Origin of the sequence: Streptomyces asiaticus (assembly GCF_018138715.1) — a bacterium.
GTDB classification, from domain to species: Bacteria; Actinomycetota; Actinomycetes; order Streptomycetales; family Streptomycetaceae; genus Streptomyces; species Streptomyces asiaticus.
This window is the reverse complement of record NZ_JAGSHX010000001.1, coordinates 944,753-965,446: the sequence shown is the minus strand read 5'-3', so window position 1 is coordinate 965,446 and position 20,694 is coordinate 944,753. Positions and strand designations below refer to the sequence as shown.

Here is a 20,694-nt window from a genome sequence, read left to right as displayed (position 1 = left end):
AGACCCCATTCGGTGGAGGCGGCTGGCCACCGCCTCCGAATCCTCGGAGGGTCGTGGCCGCGAGCGCGCCTTGCCTCGAAAATCTGGAGCGAGAGTCTCGGATCTGGTGGGCCGACGGAGCGCGATGATGCGCGTCAGATGTTCGGAGCCCGATACCGGCTCAGCGGACCATGGCCAGCACATCGCGGACCAGCCGTCGTGCGTATTCATGATCGACTTGTAGTGCGAATACGACGTGGTGATACAGCGGCGCGATGATGTGGTCGAGGATCTGCGGGACTGTCGGTGCCGTCTCTCCGCGTTCGCGGGCACGGCGTACCATCTCCGACGCCTGCTCGCGCCGCGTCTCCGTGACCGGGCAGCTCGAAACGATCTCGACGCGGGCCGACACCATCGCGCGCAAATATCGGGCCCGCTTGGGACGGGTGATGTCGCGGGCGATGATATTCGCCCACTCCGTCAAGTCTTGCTCGAGCGATCCGGTGTCGGGTACCGACTCACCGTCTCCCGTCAGGGCGGCGACCGCGACTTCCTCAAGGAGTGCATTGACGTCGTTCCAGCGTCGTCGGGTTGACCCCGGCCCGCTCGGCGATGACGGGAAAGCTGATCTTCTCAGCACCCTCGCCTACGAGCTCACCGACCGACGTGTAAACGCGGCAGGCCTTCTTCGCACTGGTTCCGTTGATCGGCGCGACATGGGCGCTCGCCGGTCTGTATCTGTCGCTCGGGTCGTCGGTACTCAGCACCGTCCTCGATGTGCACAGTCATTTCGTCGTGGGCATCGTGCTCGGAGTGTTCTTCGCCGCGGGGATATCAGGCACCGTTGTCTCGACAGTCCTACCGCCGCAACTTCGCGAGAGGTTCGGCTATGGGGCTCTCACCCTCGGCGTCCTGGTCACGATCGCGGCGATGCTGATGAGTGCGTTCCCGCTCTACGTGGTCGGGTCGGTGGTCGCGGGGTTCGGCTTCGGCGCGGCGTTCCGGTTCGCCATCAATGCGCTCGGCGAGGCGGCGCCAGTCGCCCAGCGAGGGCAGGTGTTCGCGACGATGTACATCGTCAGTTACCTCGCATTCAGTGTGCCGGCGCTCGCGGCCGGGCTTGCCGTCGAACGGTTCGGGCTCAAGCCAACAGCCGTCGCCTACGGGGCGTTGGAAGTCGCGCTGGTTCTGATCGCGATGGTCGCAGGGATCGTCCGGGCGCGCCGACGGGTTGGCCAGAACGAGCTTCGGCCAGGCGCGGCCTCGACGTTGGCTTCGCGCACTTTCAGCACGCCTCGTCAGACAACGCACTACATCAAGTGCGGCCGGGCGACGGACCTCTGATGATCTTCCTCCACGGCCGGCCAGGCATCGGCCTGATATGGCGCGCCCAGATGGACCCGTTCGCCGCCGACGGTCGGCACCGCGTCGCTCCTGATCTGCGCGGCTACGGCGGCTCCTCTCCCCCGGCAGCCAACGACGCCTACACCATCAAGGAAGTCGTGGCAGACATGGCGAAGTTCCATAACCACCTTGGCGGCAAGACTGCGATCTGGGTTGGCCACGACTGGGGCAGTATTACGGTCGGTGCTTTGGCCGCGCATGAGCCTGACCGCTGCCGTGGCGTCGTGTTGACCTCGTGGGCGTATTTTCCCGACGCGAACAGCCTGCCCACGCTCGTGGCTCGGCAGCCCGGCTGGTGTCTTGTCGCCACACCCGCCGACAGCTGCTGCAGCGGTAGCGGCGGATCGCGACCAGCAGCGTCGTCGGCCGCCACCCGAGCGGCTCGTGCGCCGGCCTTCGGGTCACCGTGCCGCGTGGCGATCCCTCAGCCCATCAGCGGCGATACCACCGGTCGAACTCACCCTCGACCACCCGACAGGCCGGCACCGCGGCACCGGGCCGGACCCGCTGCCCGACCACCTCCAGCCGGAGTTCGTCAAGGCGGCAGAACACGCCAAGGTCAGGGCGCACGAAGGTAGCGTCAAGCACGTCGAGGTCTTCCGGACGGGCGGCGTAGGAACCCCCATCATCGGAAGACATCGGCGCATACCCGATGATCAACACGCCAGCAGCACTGCACCCCGGATCAGGAAGAGCCGTCAAAGCCCTGTCTCCCCTCACCACGCGCGAGGAGCGCTACGCCCTCCTCACCGAGCGCCACGACGACGTTCTCGACGACGTCGTCGCCAGCCTTCAGGTCGTCACCCACCCTGAGCTCACCGACATGGTCACCCTCCTGAGCACTGTCAGTCGCACCGCGCGGGCCGGCCTCAGCGAGGGCGCCCAGGCCCTGGCAGGCAACGTCCTCGAGACCGCGATGAAGCGGCACGGCAACGCCTGGATCCGGCGATCCGTTCCCCAGGTGACCTACCCGTCGAAGGCCGGGCACCACGGCACCCTCGGCAGCGTCCTGGACGACACGGACGACTGGGGCGACCTCACGCTGCTGCAGTTCAAGCACTACCTGGTCCTGGCGGGCATGAGGAACGCCTTCGGATCCGGCGCCCCCAGGACACCTTCAACCGCCACCTCGGAGCGCACCAGGCCTCGCCCGACACCTACCGCCCGGAGTTCGTTCTGCCGGCGGTCCTCCTCGCCCACGCCTTACTGCGTGCGCTGATCCAGGACCTCGAACGCCCCGACGACGAAGAAGACGAGGCATAACCGCTCCTCGACATCATCGCTGCTTGGGGTCCTCGCGGGCATACGCGCGCGGCGTCGCGCTGCGCCTCCGTGCAGCCCCTCCCCCAACAACGGCGCACGTCTACATTCCGAGATGATCACTAAACCTGCACCTCAGAGCCTCTCCAGATGCGAAAGATGCGCCACCAGCCTTCCTGGAGGTTCAGCCGGCAGGCACCGACCGGGATGAACACGTGCCGGATTCTGGGATGGTCCTCCAGCCATGCCCGGGTGGCCAGGCTCGGCGGCGATGGCCGGCACCCGCGCTCCGGCTCAGCTCAGCTCGATCATCCGGGCTCGCATCACCAGATCCAGCGGCGCCCATGCGCGCCCGCGCCAGCCGTTGCACGACGGCTTCCTCATCCGCATCACGGCTCCGCGGAGCCATATGCCGAGCGCGGCCGCGGTGACGGTACCGAGGTAGACGTAGCCGCGTTTGTCGAACCGGGTCGCGACCGCGCGGAAGGTCTTCAGTTTCCAGGAGTCGATGACTTTCAAGTCGCGGGGCGTTCGGTAGCGGAGGCGCGGAAGCCCATGGCTCGTGAGGCTTCCTCCGCCGCCTCCTTGAGACGGCGGAGGTGAAGGGGGCGTTCGGACTCCGGCAGGTGTGTGGAGAGCCCACTCAGGCTCAGAGCCGCGGTGATCTTGCCGAGGTGGTCGCGTACTCCGACGCTCAGCGCGGTGACGCCCTCCTCGATGTCGTCGTGGCTGACCGCGTAGCCGTCGCGGCGGATTTCGGCCACCTGTTCGCGTAGCCGTGCTTCACTGGGGCCGCCGACGCGGCGCTGGAACGGCCCGGCCAGATAGCTTTCGAACTGGGATTCGGAAAGCTGGGCCAGGAGTAGCTTGGGACCGGCACCCAGGTACAGCGGCAGTGTGCCGCCCACTTGGAGTACGTGCGTGGCCGCGTAGCGGCCGTCGAGGCGTTCCAGACAAACCGCCTCGTCGCCGCGTAGCACGATCAGGAACACGGTTTCCCCGGTCTGCCGGTACACCTCACGCATCGCGGGCAGGGCACGGTCGCGGATGCTGAACCGCCGGGCCATCGCGCTACCGACACGGAACGCGCCGATGCCCAGTCGGTATGCGCCGGGAGAGGGCCGCTCCACGAAGTCGCCGGCCATCAGGGTGGTCAGGATCCGGTGACACGTGCTCTTGTTGAGGTCGAGCCGCCCCGCGATCTCGCCGAGGCTCAGCTCGTCCGACGTCTCGGCGAGTAGTTCGAGCACCGCCATCGCCTTGACCAGCACCCGGACCGGGCTGCCCCCGGAACTCACCTTGTCCTCATTCTCCAACGCGTCAGGCCCGGCCACAGTCGGTGATGTCCTCCTCGTTCCGGTGAAGCAGATCCGTCTGCCGTTCGGACAAGAAGCCTAGCGTCCGTGGCAGGTCGACGATTCCAGCGTCTGAGCCGAGCCCCTGCGCCACCAGCGCCGACGCCGCGGTACCCAGGCGCGCCGAGGACAGCAGGTCCTGGTTCCGGCACAGCCCGACGATGAATCCGGCCGTGTATCCGTCGCCGCAGCCAGTGGTGTCGACGACCGGAATCCGAAAGGCGGGGATCTCCTCGGCCAGAGCCTCGTCCACGACCAGCGAGCCGTCCCCGCCTCTGGTCACGATGACCGTGCCGACTCCGTGTGCGCGCATGGTCCGGGCGGCCAGGCGGAGGTCCTCGATCTGCGTGATCGCGCGGATCTGGTCGTCGTTGGGCAGCAGGTACCGCGTGTTCGCCCAGCACGGCCGCAGCAGCTCGACGACCTCCGGTGACACGCTTGTCCGCAGGAAGTCCATGGTGGTGACGGTGCCGTGCTCGCGGGCGAATCGGAGCAGCCTGGGCAGCACGTCGACGGAGAAGTCCCCGAGGGCGTCCGGTCCGCCGATGTGCAGGACGTCCGCCTCGGCCACGGCGTCCCAGTCGATGTCGTCCGCGGTGAGCATGTCCATCGCGCCGGACGCGTGCAGGGAGGGGCGTTCCCCGTTCGGTCTGATCGGCAGGATCGTCGACGGCGTGGCCCGGCCCGGCTTGACCGCGAGGCGTTCGTCGACCCCGTTCTCGGCGAGCAGGAGCCGCAGCACCCGGCCCGCCGTGTCGTCGCCGATGGCGCCGAAGCTGATCACCTCCGCGCCCAGCTTGGCGAGGTCGACCGCGGTGCCCCCGGCGGTACCCGCCGCGGTCACCCGGATCTGTTCCAGTGCCAGCCGCCCCTGACCGGGTGGGATCTCGCCTACCGGGTGGCCGAGCACGTCGAATATGTGCGCCCCGACGCATACGACCTTCATGATGCCGCCCTTTCCGCCTTGTGCCGGGTGACGTCCGCGAGCTCCGCTTCGCTGAGCACGCGCGGACTGCCCATCTGATGAGCCTGGATATGCAGGTTGCACAGCCATTCGAGGAGTCGGGCCCGGTCGTAGGCACGGTCGAGGGTGTCGCCGTGCGCGACGGCGCCGTGATTCTGCATCAGCGCCGCCGTGCGGTCTTCCAGCGCGGCGAGCACGGAACGGGCCAGTTCCTCGGTGCCGAACGTCGCGTACCGGGCGACGCGGGTCGGGCCGCCGAGCTGAAGCGCGTAGTAGTGAAGGGGCGGGAGTGCGCTGACTGCTGTGGACACCGCGGCACTGGCCAGGCCGTGGTGGTGCACCACGGCATTCGCGTCGGTGTTGGCGTAGATGGCGAGGTGCATGGGCGTCTCGGACGACGGTGGCAGGCCGGCGACTTGCCCGCCGGCGAGATCGACCACGCTGACGTCCTCGGCGGTCACCAGGTGATAGGGAATGCTGGACGGCGAGATGGCCACCAGGTCGCCGACCCGGACGCTGATGTTGCCCGCGGTGCCGAGCACCAGCCCGTCGGCCGTCAAACGTGTGCCGGTCTCGGCGACCTGCCGACGAGCCGTCATGACGTCGGAGTTCACTGCGCGCTCACCGCCACGCGTCGCGGCTGGTCGATTTCGTCACCTGGTACGAGTACACCGGCGTGGCCGGGCCAGTGCACCTCGATCCGCTGCCCGGCGGTCACCGGCGTGCCCGAGGTGATGTCCCGGACCTGGCCGGTGGTGCCGCCGTCGAACTCGACGAGGACCCGCCGGAACGCGCCCTGGTACACGACGTCGGTCACGGTAGCGGAGAGCACATTGGCCCCGGGTTCGGCCGGCGCGCCGATGCGCAGCCGTTCGGGCCGCACCATGAGCACGACCGGTCCCGCTGGGAGCTCGCCCTCCGTACGCAGTTCGCACCAGCCGGTGTCGAGGACGCCGTCGCGGATCTGCCCGGTGAACACGTTGGAGTCGCCGAGAAAAGTGGCCACGAAGTGGGAGGCGGGGTTCTCGTACAGCTCGTCCGGCCTTCCGACCTGCTCGATCCGACCGTCGCGGAACACGGCGATGCGATCGGAGAGCGCGAGTGCCTCCTCCTGGTCGTGGGTGACGAACACGAACGTGATCCCGAGTTCGGAGTGCAGCCGGGAGATCTCCAGTTGCAGTGACTCGCGCAGCTTCTTGTCCAGCGCGCCCAGCGGTTCGTCCAGCAACAGGGCCCGTGGCTTGAACACCACAGCGCGGGCCAGGGCGACACGCTGCTGCTGGCCGCCGGACAGCTGGGCCGGCAGGCGGTTGCCATGCTCGTTCAGGCGCACCAGGTCGAGGGCTTCCGCGACGCGACGCTCGATCTCCTTCTTGCCCACCTTGCGCCGGCGCAAGGGGAACGCGACGTTCTCGGCCGCGGTCATGTGCGGGAACAGCGCGTAGTTCTGGAACACCATGCCGAGGTCACGCCGGTAGGTCGGCACCGGGGCGATGTCGGCGTCGTCGACCAGGATCCGACCGGAGGTCACGTCCTCGAATCCGGCGATCATGTTCAGCGTGGTGGTCTTGCCCGAGCCGCTGGGCCCGAGCAGGGTCATGAACTCACCTGCCTCGATCGTCAGGTTGACGGTGTCGACCGCGTACTGGGACGAGCCCCGGTACCGCTTGCACACGTCACGGGTCTCGATGCGTGCACCGCCATGGCGATCAGGCCGCATGGTGGTTCCTCCTCGTGATCGTTGCGAGTCCCAGCAGGATGGTGGAGACCACGAGCACGACGGTCGATGCCGCCGCGATGGTCGGATCGACCTCGTTGGTGACCGAGGTGAACATCCGCACCGGAAGGGTCTGCAGCGTGGGGGACTGGATGAACAGGGACACGACGACCTCGTCGAACGAGGTCACGAAGGCGAACAGGGCGCCGGCCAGTACGCCGGGCCGGATCAGTGGAAAGGTCACCGACCGGAACGTCGTCCATGGGGATGCACCGAGAGTCGCCGAAGCACGCTCCAGCACCCGGTCGAAGCCGGCCAGCGAGGCGGTCACGTTCACCGTCACGAAGGGCAGGGCGAGCACGGTGTGGGCGGCGATGAACCCGATCGGGGTGCCGATCAGCCCCCAGCCGAGGAAGGCGGCGTACATCGCGACGGCGACCACGATCCCCGGAACGATCAGGGGTGCCATGAACAGCCCCTCGACGATGCCCTTGCCGACGAACGTCCGCCTGGCGAGGGCGAACGCAGCCGTCGTGCCCAACACGGTCGCCACCGCGGTGACGAGCAGCGCGAGCTGGAGCGACACCAGTAGTGAGGTCAGCCAGCTGGGCTCGGTGAAGAACGTGGTGTAGTGGCGCAGGCTCCACGAGCTCGGCGGGAAGGCGAAGCTGTTCTCGCCGGAGAAGCTGATCGGGATCACGACGAGGGTCGGCACGACGAGCCACGCTCCGGTGAGCACGCCGCACGTGATCAGGAAGGCGCGCAGGCCACGCCCGGTCTTCATAGGGGTATCCCTCCCGATATGGGGGCACTGTTCGCCCGTGTGCCCTTGCGTCGTGTCGCGAACTGGACGCCGCCGAGAAGCAGGAGCGTGATCACGAGCAGGGCGACCGCGAGCGCGCCGGCCCCACCGAAGTCCACGAGCTGGTTGACCTGTACGGAGATGAACTGGGCGAGCATGGACTGCTTGGGCGAGCCGACGAGCGACGGCGTCACGTAGAACCCGAGGGACAGCACCATCACCAGGGTTGCTCCGGCGGCGACGCCCGGCAGGGACAGTGGGAGGTAGACCCGCAGGAAGGCGATGGCGGGGCGGGCGCCGAGCGAGAGCGCCGCATCGACCAGGCGGCGGTTGATCCCGCGCATCGTCGTGTATACCGGCAGCACCACGAACGGCAGCATGACTTGCGCCATCGCGAGCGTGACCCCTGCTGTGGTGCCCAGCAGGCGCGTCGGCCCGATCCCAGCCCCGCGCAGCAGGGTGTCGACCACCCCGTTGTCCTGCAACAGCACCACCCAGGCGAAGGTGCGTGCCATGAGCGAGGTCCAGAACGGGATGAGGACGACGGCGATCAGGACCGCCCGCCAGCGCGGAGTAGAGATCGTCATCAGATACGCGTACGGATAGGCGAGGAGCAAGCAGACGACCGTCACGATCGCCGCCATGCCGAGGGTTCGCAGCACGACGGTCAGCGCCACGTCGTCCGTGGCAATCGCCGTGTAATTGCCCAGGCCGGGGACCGGGTCGGTCACCGAGAGCCAGAGCAGGCGGAGTGCGGGCACGACGAAGAAGACGACCAGCACCGCGACTGCCGGCGCCGCGAGCAGGAGGCCGAGACGCCGGGCCGTGCGGGCTCTGGCGGGCGGTCGTGGGCGGGGCGTGGAGTGGGCGGCTGAGCTCGACGGGGGTGTCACTACCATCGGCACCGTTTCTTTCTTCGATACTCATTTCACGAAGTGAAACAGAGTGTGTGCTCCGTTGAGTCAAGTGTCAATCGTTGGCACCGGAATTAACGCACAAGTAATGCGTCGATCGACGGGTGCGCGGGACTTGACGCGAGTTGTGCCCTGACTCCATGCTTTTCTCAATACGGGCAGCGTTTCATATTATGAAATATGGGAGAGGGGCTCTCGTGCGACGCAATGGACGTCTCGGCAAGGCGCTGGTGCTGGCCGTCTTGCTGGGACTGACGATGACGGCCTGTTTCGGAACCGCTGGCAGTTCCGCCGGAGGCGGGAAGCCCGTGGTGTTCAGCAACACCGGAGGGGCGCTGGAGAAGCTGTTCAAGCAGAACGCGTACGCCGATCTGTCCCGCAAGGGCATCACGGTGTCCACGGAGTCACCGAACAATGAGGCGAAGCTGACCGCGATGGTCCGGGGCTCCAAGCCCACCTGGGACGTTTACTACTCCACGCCGTACGCGGCCATGGCCAAGTGCGGCACCCTCTTCGAGAAGATCGACTACAGCAGAATCCACACCGGCGGGCTCGACAAGTCGCAGATGACCGACTGCGGGGTCCCGGTGCTGAACTCGTACTTCGTGCTCGTCTACAACAAGGACACCTACAAGTCGCACCCGCCGAGGAGCTGGGCGGACTTCTACGACACGAAGAAGTTCCCCGGCACCCGCGGCGTCATGAACTTCGCCAAGGACGCGGGTATGGAAACGGCGCTGCTGGCCGGCGGGGTGCCGGCCGACAAGCTCTACCCGCTCGACTACGACAAGGCGTTCGCCACGCTGGACAAGATCCGGAAGAACACCCGGTTCTACGACACCGGCGCGCAGCAGACCCAGGCGTTGCAGTCGGGCGAGGTCGACATGATGCTCGCGTGGCCCGGCCGCGCCTACGACGCCGTCAAGAACGGCGCGAACCTCGGCGTCGTGTTCAACCAGCCGATCAAGTATCACGACGTGCTGACCATAGTGAAGGGTGCCCCGCACCAGGACCAGGCATACGCCCTGATCAACTCCCTGATCGGGACCAAGAACCAGAAGGCCGTCGTCGATCAGCAGCCCTATGGCGCGGCGAACTCGAAGGCCGGCAAGACCAGTGACGCCGCGATCGGCGCGTTCGTCGCCGATGACACCAAGGCCAAGGGCACGGTCGTGGTACGGGACAACGCCTGGTGGGCGAAGAACCTCGACGAGGCCACCCGGCGGTGGACGAAGTGGGTCAACGGATGAGGCTGGTCGGATACGCGGACCGGCTGTCGGCCCGGCCCGGCGAACATGTGACCTTCCATCTGAGTTCGGAGCATCCCGGGATGCGGCCGGAGATCGTCCGTCTGCGCAGGCCGGGTGGTCCGCTCCGGCACGGCGTACCGCTGATCGAGGAGCCAGTGGCTGCGGACCTCCCCGAAGTCCTTGAAGGACGGAAGCAGGTCACGACCTCCGGCTCATACGCCATGGCCGAGGTACGGCAGAACCTCGGCGCGGTCGGCTTGGCCGTGTGGTGCCGGCCGACCCTGCCCTACCCGCGCCCGCTCCTGGCGGTCGGTGACCTCGTCCTGAGCGTGTCGGCCGACGGCGTGACGCTGCGGTCGGGGCAGCGGGCCGTCGCCGAACTGGCCGCCCCGGTCGAGGAACAGGTCTGGGTGTTCGTGGCCGCGACCATCGACCAGACGGGCACGGTGCTGTTGTCCCTGCACCGGCCCGGCCGCCCGGAGCTGTCCGTGTCGTGCCGGACCGAGCCGGTTCGCCTGGTCCGGCCGGCGTTGCTCCTGGGCGGCGACGGGCGCGGCACCGGCGGCCTCGGGCATACGTTCAACGGCAAGGTGGCCCGCCCGGTTGTGTCCGCGACGGCCTGGCCGCACACCACCACCGGCGCGCTCGCGGCCGGCGCCGACCCGCTGACACTGCTCTCCGCGGACAGCACCAGCGTGCTCGACCTCGCGGTCGATCCCGGCGGCAGGCGGGTCCCCGACCGTGGCGGTCTCACCGCCGGTGCGGAGATCCGCCACCTGCCGGGCCGCGGCGTGCCAGGCCCTCTGTGGACAGGAGCGGAGACCGACTTCCGCCGCGCTCCGGCTGAGTTCGACGCACTGCACCTGCACGAGGACGACCTCGCCGACGCCGGCTGGGTACCCGACCTCATCTGGACGATCCCGGACGGCCTGCCGAGCGGCGTCTACGCGTTGAAGGTCACCGCGGGGGAAGACGTGGACCGGGTCCCGTTCGTCGTCACCCCGGCCGCGCACGAGGCGCCGGTGCTGGTGGTCCTCCCGACCTGGACGTATCTCGCCTACGCGAACTGGCGCACCTACGCGGAGTACGAGGACGAGCGGATCGGCATCTACGGGGAGCGACGCGGTGTCGACGAGCGCGACCGGTGGCTGGTCGAGCACCCCGAGTTCGGGCGCTCGCTCTACGACGTCCACACCGACGGCAGTGGCGTCTTCTTCTCGTCGAGGCTGCGCCCGATTGTCAACATCCGCCCTGACTACTACACGCCCACCACCCGTGGGTTCCGGCACTTCGCTCAGGACCTGCAGCTACTCGCATGGCTCGACGCGCGGGGCGAGCACTACGCCGTGGTGACCGACGACGAGATCGAACGCGAAGGCGGTGCGCTGCTCGGCCAGTACCGCGTGGTGATCACCGGTTCGCACCCCGAGTACTGCTCCGCGGGCATGCTCGACTCCTACCTCGCGTACACCCGTGCCTGCGGACGGCTGATGTACCTGGGCGGCAACGGTTTCTATCAGGTCACCGCGCGGCATCCCGGGCATCCCGACGCCATCGAAATCCGCCGGGGGCACGCGGGAGTCGCCACCTGGGTGTCCGATCCCGGTGAGGAGAACCTCTCCGCGACGGGCGAGCCGGGTGGTCTGTGGCGCCTGCGCGGGCGGGCGCCGAACGTGCTGGCCGGCGTCGGTTTCACCGCCCAGGGACATGACCACGCCAGTGGCTATCGCCGCTCCGGCGCCAGCGCCGATGCCACCGTGTCCTGGGTGTTCGACGGCGTCAGCGCCGGTGTGGGTGAGGTGTTCGGCGACGAGGGCCCCGGGCTTCGCGGCGCCGCGGGTGACGAACTGGACCGGGCCGACGTCACCCTCGGCACCCCACCCGACGCGGTCGTCCTTGCCTCGTCCGAGGGGCACTCGGAGAAGATCCGGCTGGTGCCGGAGGAGACCGACCACGGCTATGCCGAGCCTCCACCCGGGATCCATCCCAAAGTACGGGCCGACATCGTCCTCTTCGGACGGCCCGGTGGCGGTGCGGTGTTCTCGGTCGGATCCATCGCCTGGTCGACCGCCATGACCCACAACGGTGGGGACAACGACACCGCCCGCGTCACGGCCAACATCCTGGACCGCTTTCGCGACACCGCCGGTTCCGTCTTCGGCCCTGCCACCACGAACGGAGAATAGTATGCCCACCGCCGCCGAAGAACTCGCCGACCGCGCGAAGTTCGTGCGGACCGAGACCGTGCGGCTCACCCGTATCGCCGGTGCGGGCCATTACAGCGCCGTGTTCTCCTGCGCCGAGCTGCTCGCCGTTCTCTATTACCACCAGTTGCGCGTCGACCCGCGCCGGCCGGACTGGCCCGAGCGGGACCGGTTTGTACTCAGCAAGGGCCACGCGGCGATCGGTCTCTATCCGGTACTGGCCGACCTGGGGTACTTCGATCCGTCCGAACTGGACACCTACACGCGCCTGGGCAGCCCGTTCGGCGACCACCCCGACATGAAGAAGATCCCGGGTGTCGACTTCTCCTCCGGCTCGCTGGGGCACGGCCTGTCGGTGTCCGTGGGCATGGCGCTGGCCGCTCGCATGTCCACCCTGGACTACCGCACCTACTGCATGCTCGGCGACGGCGAACTTGCCGAGGGTCAGGTCTGGGAGGCGGCGATGTCCGCGCGCCACTTCGGACTCGGCAACCTTGTCGCGATCGTCGACGCCAACCAGCTCGGCATCGACGGATTCGTCCGCGACGTCATGCCGGCCGAGCCCATCGAGGAACGGTTCGCGGCGTTCGGCTGGCAGACCCACCGCGTCGACGGCCACGACATCAAGGCCCTGCTCGACGTGTTCGCGGCGCTGCCGGACAGCGACGGCCGGGTCCCGCAGTTGATCGTCGCCGAGACGGTGAAGGGAAAAGGCGTCCAGCGCATGGAACTGAGCCCCGACTGGCACGTGGGCAATCTGGTCGGCACCGACTACGACGACGTCATGGCGGAGCTGCGCCATGAGGAGGTGCGGTGACCATGGGACAGGATCAGTCCGAGATCTTCAACGGACTCAAGGACGCCCGATCGGTGGACGGCACGGACACACGGGCGATCCCGGCGTTCGTCTTCGGCGAGGAACTGGCCGACCTGGCCGAGCACGACCCACGGATCGTCGTGCTCACGGCCGATCTCGGCCGCTCCAATCGCGCGCTGGACTTCGCGGCACGCCACCCCGGCCGCTTTGTCAACGTCGGCATCGCCGAGAAGAACATGGTCACGATCGCGGCCGGCATGGCGTCCTGCGGCCACCTGCCCTTCGCCGCCACGTTCGGCTCGTTCGCCGCGCTGTTGTGCGCAGAGCAGATCCGCACCGACTGCGCCTACCCGGATCTCCCGGTGCGGATCGTCGGCCACCACTCCGGGATGTCGATGGGGTTCTACGGCACCAGCCATCACAGCCTCGAAGACCTCGGCATGATGCGGACCATCGCCGATCTCACCGTTGTGTGCGCTACCGACGCCAACCACTTGCGCGCCCTGCTGCGCCTGTCCCTGCACCATCCGCATGCGATGTACCTGCGCCTGGGCCGCGGCCGGGATCCCGAAGTGTACGACACGGTCCCGGACCTGCGGGTCGGGCAGGCGCAGACCGTCCGCGACGGCTCGAACCTGACGATCATCGCCACCGGTTCCGAAGTGCACCCGGCCCTCCGGGCAGCCGAAATCCTCGCTGAGCGAGGGGTTTCGGCCCGGGTCGTGGACATGTGGACGATCTCACCGCTCGACCGCGACGCCGTGCTCGACGCGGCGAACACGACAGGCGCGATCCTCACGGTCGAGGAGGGCAACCTGACGGGAGGGCTGGGCACCGCGGTCGCCGAGGTGCTGTTCGACGCCGATGCCCGCGTCCCCTTCCGCCGCCACGGGGTGCCCGACGAGCACGTGCCCGTCGGACCACCGGCCGGCCTCTACGCCCACTACCGTCTCGACGCGCCCGGGATCGTCGCCGTTGCCGAAGAACTGCTCACCACGTCGGAGGGGGACGCCACATGACATCCCTTGTTTCGCCCTCAGACCGCATGAGTGAGCGGTACGGCTCCGCTCGCGGCCGTCAGCGTTCAGCCGGTGACGAAGCTGATCATCGGGCGGGTCACCGACCGGGACTCGATGGCGAGCCCGGTGTCTGCCGTCAGAAAGCTCCGGAAGCCCCGTAGGCGGCAGTGTCATGCGGGTCCTGAACGGGCGACCACCGCAGGCATCCATCCCGGCTCGCACCGGCATCCGGCCACGGCCCTCGTAACGGGGCCCATAGAGAGGAGCGTCCACCAGTGACCACCGCACCAACCACGCTCGGCCAGCGTGAGCTGGCCCTGCGCGAACGCGCCGGCCAGGTCATCCCCGGGGGTATGTATGGCCACATGCGCGTAACGGACTTCAGCGGCGCGCACCCGCAGTTCATGGTGTCCGGCAACGGCTGCCGCGTCACCGACGCCGATGGCCGGGAGTACCTCGACCTCATGTGCGGCTGGGGACCGGTCGTGCTGGGGCACCGGCACCCGGGAGTCACCAAGGCAATCCTGGACCAGCTCGAACACGGCGACTGCCTCGACGGGACGAGCCCGGTCGCCGTCGACTACGCCGAACTGCTCGTGGACACCGTGCCGTCCGCGGACTGGGCCATGTTCTGCAAGAACGGCACCGACGCCACCACCACGTGTGTCACCATCGCACGGGCAGCCACCGGCAAGCGGAAGGTCCTGGTCGCGGCTGGCGCCTACCACGGCGCGGTGCCGTGGTGCTCGCTGAGGGGCCAGGGCGTCACCGCGGAGGACCAGACCCACCTGATCCGCTACGAGTACAACGACCTGCTCTCTGCGGAACGGGCCGCGGCCGAGGCGGGCGACGACCTCGCGGCGATCATCGTCTGCCCCATGCGCCACGACGTGCGGCGCGACCAGGAACTCGCCGACCCGGCGTTCGCCCATGGCCTGCGGGCGCTGGCCGACCGCACCGGCGCCGTGCTGATCCTCGACGACGTCCGCTGCGGACACCGGCTGCACCTCGGGGGCAGCTGGGAACCACTCGGCGTCCGGCCCGACCTTTCGGCCTGGTCCAAGGCGCTGGCCAACGGGCAGCCACTTGGCGCTGTTACAGGGATCGACGCGCTACGCGACGCTGTGAGTTCGGTCTATGTGACGGGCTCGTTCTGGTACGCGGCGGTGCCGCTCGCCGCTGGCCTGGCCACCTTGCGCGAACTGCGCAACGGACAGGCGCTGCCGGACATGCTCCGTACCGGCACCCGGCTGCGGGAGGGCCTGGCGGCGCAGGCGGCCGCCCACGGGTACGAGATCCGCCAGACCGGTCCTGTGCAGATGCCCGTCCTGTACTTCGCGGGCGACGACGACCTGAGCCTGGGCACCGCATGGGCCGAGGCCGCGGTCCGGCGCGGCGTGTACCTGCACCCATGGCACAACTGGTTCCTCTCGGCCGCGCACACCGATGCCGACATCGACGCCATCCTCGACCGCACCGACCAGGCGTTCGCGGACCTACGGGACACGGGAAGCTGACCAGTCGATGTCCGGCTGCCGTGGCCCGCGGAATGAGCACTGGGACAGGGCCGGCTTCAGATCGGGAACCGCCTTTGTGCGCTTGCATTGGCCAGGTGGCGACGTCGCCAATGAAGGGGGATGCAGCGGTGATTCATGAACGTAATACGCTCCGCATTCCGAGGAGATCGTCTCGATGGAATCTTCGTCACGGCAGACCACTGGCCCCCCGCCGGAAAGTATTTCACGCCGGCGCTGGTTTGTATTCGGCGTCGTCGTCGCGCTGAACTTCGGAGTGTGGCTTGACGAGGCCAAGGTCTCGCAACTTGCCCCGTTCTGGTCGGATTCGCTGGCGCTGACTCCCGCTCAGGTGTCGGGCGTGTTGTCCGCGTATCTGCTCGGGTATGCTCCGATGCTGGCCATCGCCGGCGTGCTCGCCGACCGTTTTGGGTCGAAGATAATGCTGCTGACCTGCGGCTTCGGGGTCACCGTGCTGTCGGTGAGTATGGTCTTTGTGCGCACCTACAATGAAATGTGGTGGCGAAATCTGGCGTTCGGGTTCGTGTTCGGTCTGTTGCTGGCGCCGACATTTCGAATTCTGGCGACCTGGTTCCCATCCCATGAGCGGACCAAGGTAACCTCGTTGACGACCGGTGCCTGTGCCGGTATCTCGTCGATGGTCACACCGCTGATCGCACTCCCGATCGCGAACCACGCCTCGTGGCAGTTGGCATTCATCGCGGTGGCCGTCTTCACCGTACCTCCGTTGATCTTGCTGTTCTGGATCTCCGACGAGCCACGGCGGATGCGCGGAATCAGTGCGGGCGAGATTGCTCTGATCGAAGGAGTCGAGGCGGCTGCCGCGCGGCAGCTCGGCCGGGTCGGGTTTCGGGAGATGCTGAGTTTGCTGCGTAATCGCAGTGTCATTTTGTTCGGCATCTCGGGTCTGCTCATCAGCCCGATCTGGTTGTCGCTGAACTGGTTGTCGTTCGGCCTGATCAATCTTGACAAGGTCAACCCGGATGTCGTCGCGGTTGTCCTGCCTGCGATCACCGTAATTCCGGTCACCTTTTCGTTCCTGAACGGCCTTGTTCTGCAGCGCGTGTTCGGAGGGCGGACGTGTATGTGGATAGCCGTGGGGTTCCTGCTGGGCGGAGTCGCGTTTCTCATCGCTGCGCTGGTGCCGATGGGGTGGGTGCCGTGGGCGCTGCTGCTCGGCGGCGGGGTCATGGTCGCGAATCTGATCTACTTCGGCACCATGAACGCGTACTGGGCGGAACTCGCCGGACCGCGATTCACGGGTACGCTTTCCGGGATCACGTCATGTCTCCAGGTCGTTGCCGGGATGTTTCTCGTCAAGCGGAGTGGGTCCTGGTTCAACGAGAACGCGACCGGTCACGCCCGGTTGGCGACTACGATGGCGGTGGGTGGAGGAATCATGCTTGTCGCTATTGTCCCGGTGATGCTGTCCAAGGAAGTCCGAGTGGAGCGGACAGCGGCGGTGGAACCCCTGCGTGAGACCTCTGCCGAAAGGGCATGATGATGCGTGAAAATGAGCCGAGCTACACGCAGTTGGCTGCCAGGACGCCACCTGGGTCCAGTTGGGGGGTGTTCGGCGAGGACGACGAGGCGGGAACGATCAATCGGCTGACGCCGGAGCATGTGAGAGACGCCGCCCGACTGGTGCGGGCTGGGCTGGTGTTTCCGCTCGACTGGGATCTGGACTTGCCCGACCCTCCGTTGTTCGGCCGGTTGCCGTTGGTGCACACCGTCATCGCGGAAGAGAACGGTGGCAATGACGACCGCTACGACGGCTTTTACCCGCAGCGGTCCAGCCAGTGGGACGCACTGTCTCATATCGCTCACCCGAACTATGGGTTCTACAACGCCAGGCGAGAAGTCGGTACGGTCGGCGACGCGCTTGGCATACATGTATGGGCCGAGCGCGGAATCGCCGGCCGCTTCGTGCTCCTGGATGCCTGCCAGTATCGCGCGGACCGCGGTGCCCCCATCGATGCCGACCTGTCGGTCCCGTTCGACGCTGCGGACTTGGAGGATATTCGTGCGGCACAGGACGTCGAACTGCGTCGTGGCGACATCCTGCTGATCCGATTCGGCTGGACGGCCTGGTACGAGAAACTGGGCGAAGACGAACGTCGTCGGCTCGCCGCCAACACCCAGGATCAAGGCAGTCCGGGCTTGGCACGCACCGATGCCGTTCTCGAATGGTTGTGGGACAACGGGATCAGTGCCGTGGCCGCGGACGTTCCTGCTCTTGAGGTGATGCCCTTCGACAACACGGCAGTTGACGGGTTTCTGCATTTCCGGCTCATCGCGCTGCTCGGCATGGCGGTTGGAGAAATGTTCAACTTGGAGCAGCTCGCTGAATACTGTCACCGGGAACGTCGTTACTCCGGTCTGCTTACCAGCGCCCCGTTGCACAAGCGAGGCGGAATTGGTTCCCCGGCCAATGCGCTGGCCCTTGTGTAGCGATGCGCGGTCGACAGGTGCCGCAGTCGACCGCTGATCGTCCTGTGCGGAACACAGATCGGAGAATCGAGTGGCGATGCAACAACCTGCCAAGAGGCCGAGCCCGCGCCCGTACCCAGGACGTGTTCGTGGACCTGCGCCGCGGCCGTTCCGCTTCGGCGTGGAGATGATGGCGCCGTTCCCCGGCCGGACCTGGGCGGACTCGGCCCGGGAACTGGAATCACTGGGCTACTCGACGCTGTTCGTTCCCGACCACCTCGACGAGGGCTACGGCCCGATCACCGCGATGGCCATGGCGGCGGCCGCGACGACCACGTTGCGGGTCGCCCCGGCCGTGCTCGCCGCGGATTTCCGGCACCCGGCAGTGCTCGCCCGGGAGCTGGCGTCCATCGACCAGCTGTCGCAGGGCCGACTCGAAGTGGGCGTCGGTGCCGGATACCAGGTGCGTGACTACAGGTGTTCCGGGATCCCGATGGCCTCACCCGGCATCCGCGTCGACCGGCTGATCGAGCACGTCACGGTGCTCAAGGGACTGTTCAGTGACGGCCCGCTCAACTACTCCGGGGCGCACTACCGGATCTCGGAATTGCTGGGAACGCCCACGCCGCACCGGGTCGGCGGCCCCCCGATCCTCGTGGCGGGCGGGGGCAGGCGCGTTCTCACCTTCGCCGGAGCGCACGCGGATATCGTGGGTGTGAACCCGTCCTTGCCATCCAGTACGCAACGGGCCGCCTCCGCGCCCGACGCACTCCCACCCAGTATCGACCGAAAGCTCACCTGGGTGCGGGAAGCGGCGGGAGCACGCTTCGACGACCTTGAGATCCATGGCTGGCTGCGCTTTGCCGGCGTCGTGCCCGACGCACTCGGAGCCGCCGCAGAGCTTGAGCACCTCTTCGGCGCCCCCGCCACTGAGGTGATCACGTCGCCGATCGTGCTCCTCGGCAGCGTGCTACAGATCGTCGAACGACTGCATGAACGTCGGGAACAGTGGGGTTACACGTACTTTACGATCCAGCAGGCCCTCGCACACGAGTTCGCGCCGGTGATCGCTCGGCTCTGAGTGTGATCAGTCACCAGCCATCGCCTCAGACATCGGCCGAAGGAAAGCCGGTCGAGAGGCCGGGGCAGCCTGTCGGACTCTTTCGGCCACAACATCCACCGCGGTGGCCAGTTCGTACCCGTCCGGCGTCAGCGAGGTCGAGACGCCAGGCCTGGACACGCCGCGGTCGGGGTCAACGAGGAGGAGCTCCAAGGCTCGGCTCCCATCCGCGGAATACCCGGCGGCCGACATGCTGCGGGGGGGGCTGCCCCTGCCGCGACTGCAACTGAGGTCGACAGTAGCACGCCGTATCGGCCTGCGTTCGCTTAAATAACCTCGCTCTGTTCATCGCCAAAATACTCTCCCCACGCCGGGCGTAGAACCCTCATCTCGCGGGCTTAGATACTGGTTTACCGGGACCGCAGAGTTAAGGAAGATGGTTGTCGTTCACCACTCGAAGCTGCCACTCGAAGGATCATGCCTGCCCCCAACCTCGGGTGGCTGAGCACAGTGACTGCCAGGACGATGGCCGTGTAGTGCGCGGTGAAGGCGGCGATGGTGAGGGCGTGGAAGACCTCGTGAAAGCCGAACCAGGACGGTGAAGGGTCAGTGCGCTTGAGTCCGTACACGACCGCGACCGCGGTGTAGAGCAGGCCACCGGCAATGACGAGTACGACCACTGCGGTGCCGCCGGTGCGCGCGAAGTCGGGCACGTAGAAGACGGCCACCCCGCCCAGGACGATGCAGCACGGGAGTGTACAGCCACCGGGGACGACCGATCCACAGCATGCGGAAGGCGATGCCGGCCAAGGCGCCTGCCCACACCACGGCCAGCAGCACCAGCTGCTGACCCGCGGGCAGCAGCAGTACCGCCAGTGGGGTGTACGTGCCGGCGATGATCAGGAAGATGTTCGCGTGGTCCAGCCGCCGCAAGACCACCTCCCCGTATGGACCCCACGTTCCGCGGTGGTTGACCGCGCTGGTACCGAACAGCAGGCAGGCCGACAGCGCGTACACCGAACAGGCCGCCACTGCCGCAGCCGAGCGCGAAGCAGCGATCAGGACGATGCCGCCGACCAGCGAGAGGGGGAACACGCCGACGTGCAGCCAGCCGCGCATCCTCGGCTTCAGCGCAGCCGCCACGCGCTCCGCCCCGCCTTCCAGGGCGGCGCTCTGCCCGGCAGTCAGCCGGCCGGATGTGCCAATAGGCGCATCAACCGCGGGAGGCCGCGGGGCGTCGGGCGTGGTGCCGGAGCGGGGCTGGGGCTTCCGCCCGTGTGCCGGCGGCTGAGCATCTTCGGCGATCATGCGTTCATATTCTGAGATCGGCGGAAGAATACGGCCCGGCGCGTCGCCCCGGACTGCGGGTCAGATGTCGGCCTCGCTCCGGGATGCCGCGCGGCGGTGTTCGGCGTTGATGCGCTGGGCTTCTTCGAGTTGGTCTTCGAGGATGACGATGCGGCAGGCGGCCTCGATGGGGGTGCCCTGGTCGACGATTTCCCGGGCGCGGGCGGCGATGCGGAGCTGGTAGCGGGAGTAGCGGCGATGGCCGCCCTCGGAGCGCAGGGGGGTGATCAGGCGGTGTTCACCCAGGGCGCGGAGGAAGCCGGGGGTGGTGCCGAGCAACTCGGCGGCCCGGCCCATGGTGTAAGCGGGGTAGTCGTCGTCATTGAGACGGCCGAACGAATCGTCTGCTGTCATTGCACCTCTCTGTGGAACGCGCTGAGGGGCCCTGGTGCCGTATGACACCAGGGCCCCGAAGGGGCTGTTACACCATCTGCCGGCCCTGGTACTGCGCCGGCTTTCTGTTTCCGCCGACCCGACTTGGGAGCTGTCGGGTGTACGGGGATCGCGGTTGCTTGACCGGAGACCACCTCACTATCGATGTCCTGCGGTACCCGGGCTCAAAAAGACTCCCGCCCGGGCGATCCTGATGGCGCTCGGCTCCTCCGTTCTTCCCTCTTGATGAACTACTTCCCAACGG

The 20,694-nt window shown here is 67.5% G+C and carries 18 protein-coding genes and 4 pseudogenes; 11 read left to right on the top strand and 11 right to left on the bottom strand.

Annotated elements, in window-relative coordinates; genetic code table 11:
* Positions 1-160: 160 nt before the first annotated feature.
* Positions 161-619, bottom strand: coding sequence for a TetR-like C-terminal domain-containing protein (locus tag KHP12_RS03975; protein WP_208653025.1), 459 nt, complete (start codon positions 617-619; stop codon positions 161-163).
* A 62-nt stretch (positions 620-681) separates the two neighbouring features.
* On the opposite strand from KHP12_RS03975, the gene KHP12_RS03970 reads away from it, so the two are divergent.
* Both KHP12_RS03970 and KHP12_RS53190 read left to right on the top strand, forming a co-directional pair.
* Complete coding sequence (locus KHP12_RS03970; RefSeq protein WP_211831435.1) at positions 682-1,323, top strand: MFS transporter; 642 nt, start codon at positions 682-684, stop codon at positions 1,321-1,323.
* Positions 1,323-1,604: pseudogene (locus KHP12_RS53190) on the top strand (alpha/beta hydrolase); the annotation flags it as partial. The gene KHP12_RS03970 and the pseudogene KHP12_RS53190, both read left to right, overlap by 1 nt.
* A gap of 49 nt (positions 1,605-1,653) precedes the next feature.
* Here the strand turns inward: KHP12_RS53190 and KHP12_RS50490 are convergent.
* Positions 1,654-1,971: pseudogene (locus tag KHP12_RS50490) on the bottom strand (ISL3 family transposase); the annotation flags it as partial.
* 64 nt (positions 1,972-2,035) lie between these two features.
* Between KHP12_RS50490 and KHP12_RS03960 the strand changes: the two are divergent.
* A complete protein-coding gene (locus tag KHP12_RS03960; RefSeq protein ID WP_167442528.1) occupies positions 2,036-2,602 on the top strand; it encodes a hypothetical protein in 567 nt (188 codons plus the stop codon).
* Between the two features lie 440 nt (positions 2,603-3,042).
* Here KHP12_RS03960 and KHP12_RS50485 read toward each other — a convergent pair.
* The 7 genes and pseudogenes from KHP12_RS50485 to KHP12_RS03925 form a co-directional block, all read right to left on the bottom strand.
* Positions 3,043-3,138: pseudogene (locus KHP12_RS50485) on the bottom strand (IS5/IS1182 family transposase); the annotation flags it as partial.
* Positions 3,139-3,158: 20 nt separating this feature from the next.
* Entirely contained in the window at positions 3,159-3,914 is a 756-nt protein-coding gene (locus KHP12_RS03950) for an IclR family transcriptional regulator (RefSeq protein ID WP_143678029.1), read from the bottom strand.
* A gap of 49 nt (positions 3,915-3,963) precedes the next feature.
* Positions 3,964-4,944 carry a carbohydrate kinase family protein gene (locus KHP12_RS03945; RefSeq protein ID WP_086882215.1) on the bottom strand — a complete coding sequence of 327 codons (981 nt, stop codon included), beginning with the start codon at positions 4,942-4,944 and terminating at the stop codon, positions 3,964-3,966.
* Positions 4,941-5,576 carry a class II aldolase/adducin family protein gene (locus tag KHP12_RS03940; RefSeq protein WP_244202854.1) on the bottom strand — a complete coding sequence of 212 codons (636 nt, stop codon included), beginning with the start codon at positions 5,574-5,576 and terminating at the stop codon, positions 4,941-4,943. The genes KHP12_RS03945 and KHP12_RS03940 overlap by 4 nt, the downstream gene beginning before the upstream one ends.
* Positions 5,573-6,682, bottom strand: coding sequence for an ABC transporter ATP-binding protein (locus KHP12_RS03935; RefSeq protein WP_086882216.1), 1,110 nt, complete (start codon positions 6,680-6,682; stop codon positions 5,573-5,575). Before KHP12_RS03935 ends, KHP12_RS03940 begins: the two co-directional genes overlap by 4 nt.
* A complete protein-coding gene (locus KHP12_RS03930; protein ID WP_086882217.1) occupies positions 6,672-7,463 on the bottom strand; it encodes an ABC transporter permease in 792 nt (263 codons plus the stop codon). The genes KHP12_RS03935 and KHP12_RS03930 overlap by 11 nt, the downstream gene beginning before the upstream one ends.
* Positions 7,460-8,242 carry an ABC transporter permease gene (locus KHP12_RS03925; protein ID WP_208653026.1) on the bottom strand — a complete coding sequence of 261 codons (783 nt, stop codon included), beginning with the start codon at positions 8,240-8,242 and terminating at the stop codon, positions 7,460-7,462. Before KHP12_RS03925 ends, KHP12_RS03930 begins: the two co-directional genes overlap by 4 nt.
* 350 nt (positions 8,243-8,592) lie before the next feature.
* Here KHP12_RS03925 and KHP12_RS03920 point away from each other — a divergent pair, with 350 nt between their 5' ends.
* The 8 genes from KHP12_RS03920 (at position 8,593) to KHP12_RS03885 (ending at position 18,731) form a co-directional block, all read left to right on the top strand.
* Positions 8,593-9,645 (top strand): extracellular solute-binding protein, encoded by a 1,053-nt coding sequence (locus KHP12_RS03920; RefSeq protein WP_167442529.1) that lies wholly within the window; start codon positions 8,593-8,595, stop codon positions 9,643-9,645.
* Positions 9,642-11,831, top strand: a complete 2,190-nt coding sequence (locus tag KHP12_RS03915) for a N,N-dimethylformamidase beta subunit family domain-containing protein (protein ID WP_211831431.1) — start codon at positions 9,642-9,644, stop codon at positions 11,829-11,831. The genes KHP12_RS03920 and KHP12_RS03915 overlap by 4 nt, the downstream gene beginning before the upstream one ends.
* Before the next feature lies 1 nt (position 11,832).
* Positions 11,833-12,666 carry a transketolase gene (locus KHP12_RS03910; RefSeq protein ID WP_086882221.1) on the top strand — a complete coding sequence of 278 codons (834 nt, stop codon included), beginning with the start codon at positions 11,833-11,835 and terminating at the stop codon, positions 12,664-12,666.
* Positions 12,667-12,668: 2 nt separating this feature from the next.
* On the top strand, positions 12,669-13,685 hold the full coding sequence (locus KHP12_RS03905) for a transketolase family protein (protein ID WP_086882222.1): 1,017 nt from the start codon (positions 12,669-12,671) through the stop codon (positions 13,683-13,685).
* A 275-nt stretch (positions 13,686-13,960) separates the two neighbouring features.
* Entirely contained in the window at positions 13,961-15,202 is a 1,242-nt protein-coding gene (locus tag KHP12_RS03900; protein ID WP_086882223.1) for an aminotransferase class III-fold pyridoxal phosphate-dependent enzyme, read from the top strand.
* Between the two features lie 175 nt (positions 15,203-15,377).
* A complete protein-coding gene (locus tag KHP12_RS03895) occupies positions 15,378-16,721 on the top strand; it encodes an MFS transporter (protein ID WP_211831430.1) in 1,344 nt (447 codons plus the stop codon).
* Positions 16,722-16,789: 68 nt separating this feature from the next.
* Positions 16,790-17,671, top strand: coding sequence for a cyclase family protein (locus tag KHP12_RS03890; protein WP_167442555.1), 882 nt, complete (start codon positions 16,790-16,792; stop codon positions 17,669-17,671).
* A 160-nt stretch (positions 17,672-17,831) separates the two neighbouring features.
* Positions 17,832-18,731 carry a TIGR03621 family F420-dependent LLM class oxidoreductase gene (locus KHP12_RS03885; protein WP_167442556.1) on the top strand — a complete coding sequence of 300 codons (900 nt, stop codon included), beginning with the start codon at positions 17,832-17,834 and terminating at the stop codon, positions 18,729-18,731.
* A gap of 497 nt (positions 18,732-19,228) precedes the next feature.
* On the opposite strand, the pseudogene trhA reads toward KHP12_RS03885, so the two are convergent.
* Positions 19,229-20,018: pseudogene (trhA, locus tag KHP12_RS03880) on the bottom strand (PAQR family membrane homeostasis protein TrhA); the annotation flags it as partial.
* A gap of 60 nt (positions 20,019-20,078) precedes the next feature.
* Entirely contained in the window at positions 20,079-20,411 is a 333-nt protein-coding gene (locus KHP12_RS03875) for a helix-turn-helix domain-containing protein (protein WP_086882595.1), read from the bottom strand.
* Between the last annotated feature and the right edge of the window lie 283 nt (positions 20,412-20,694).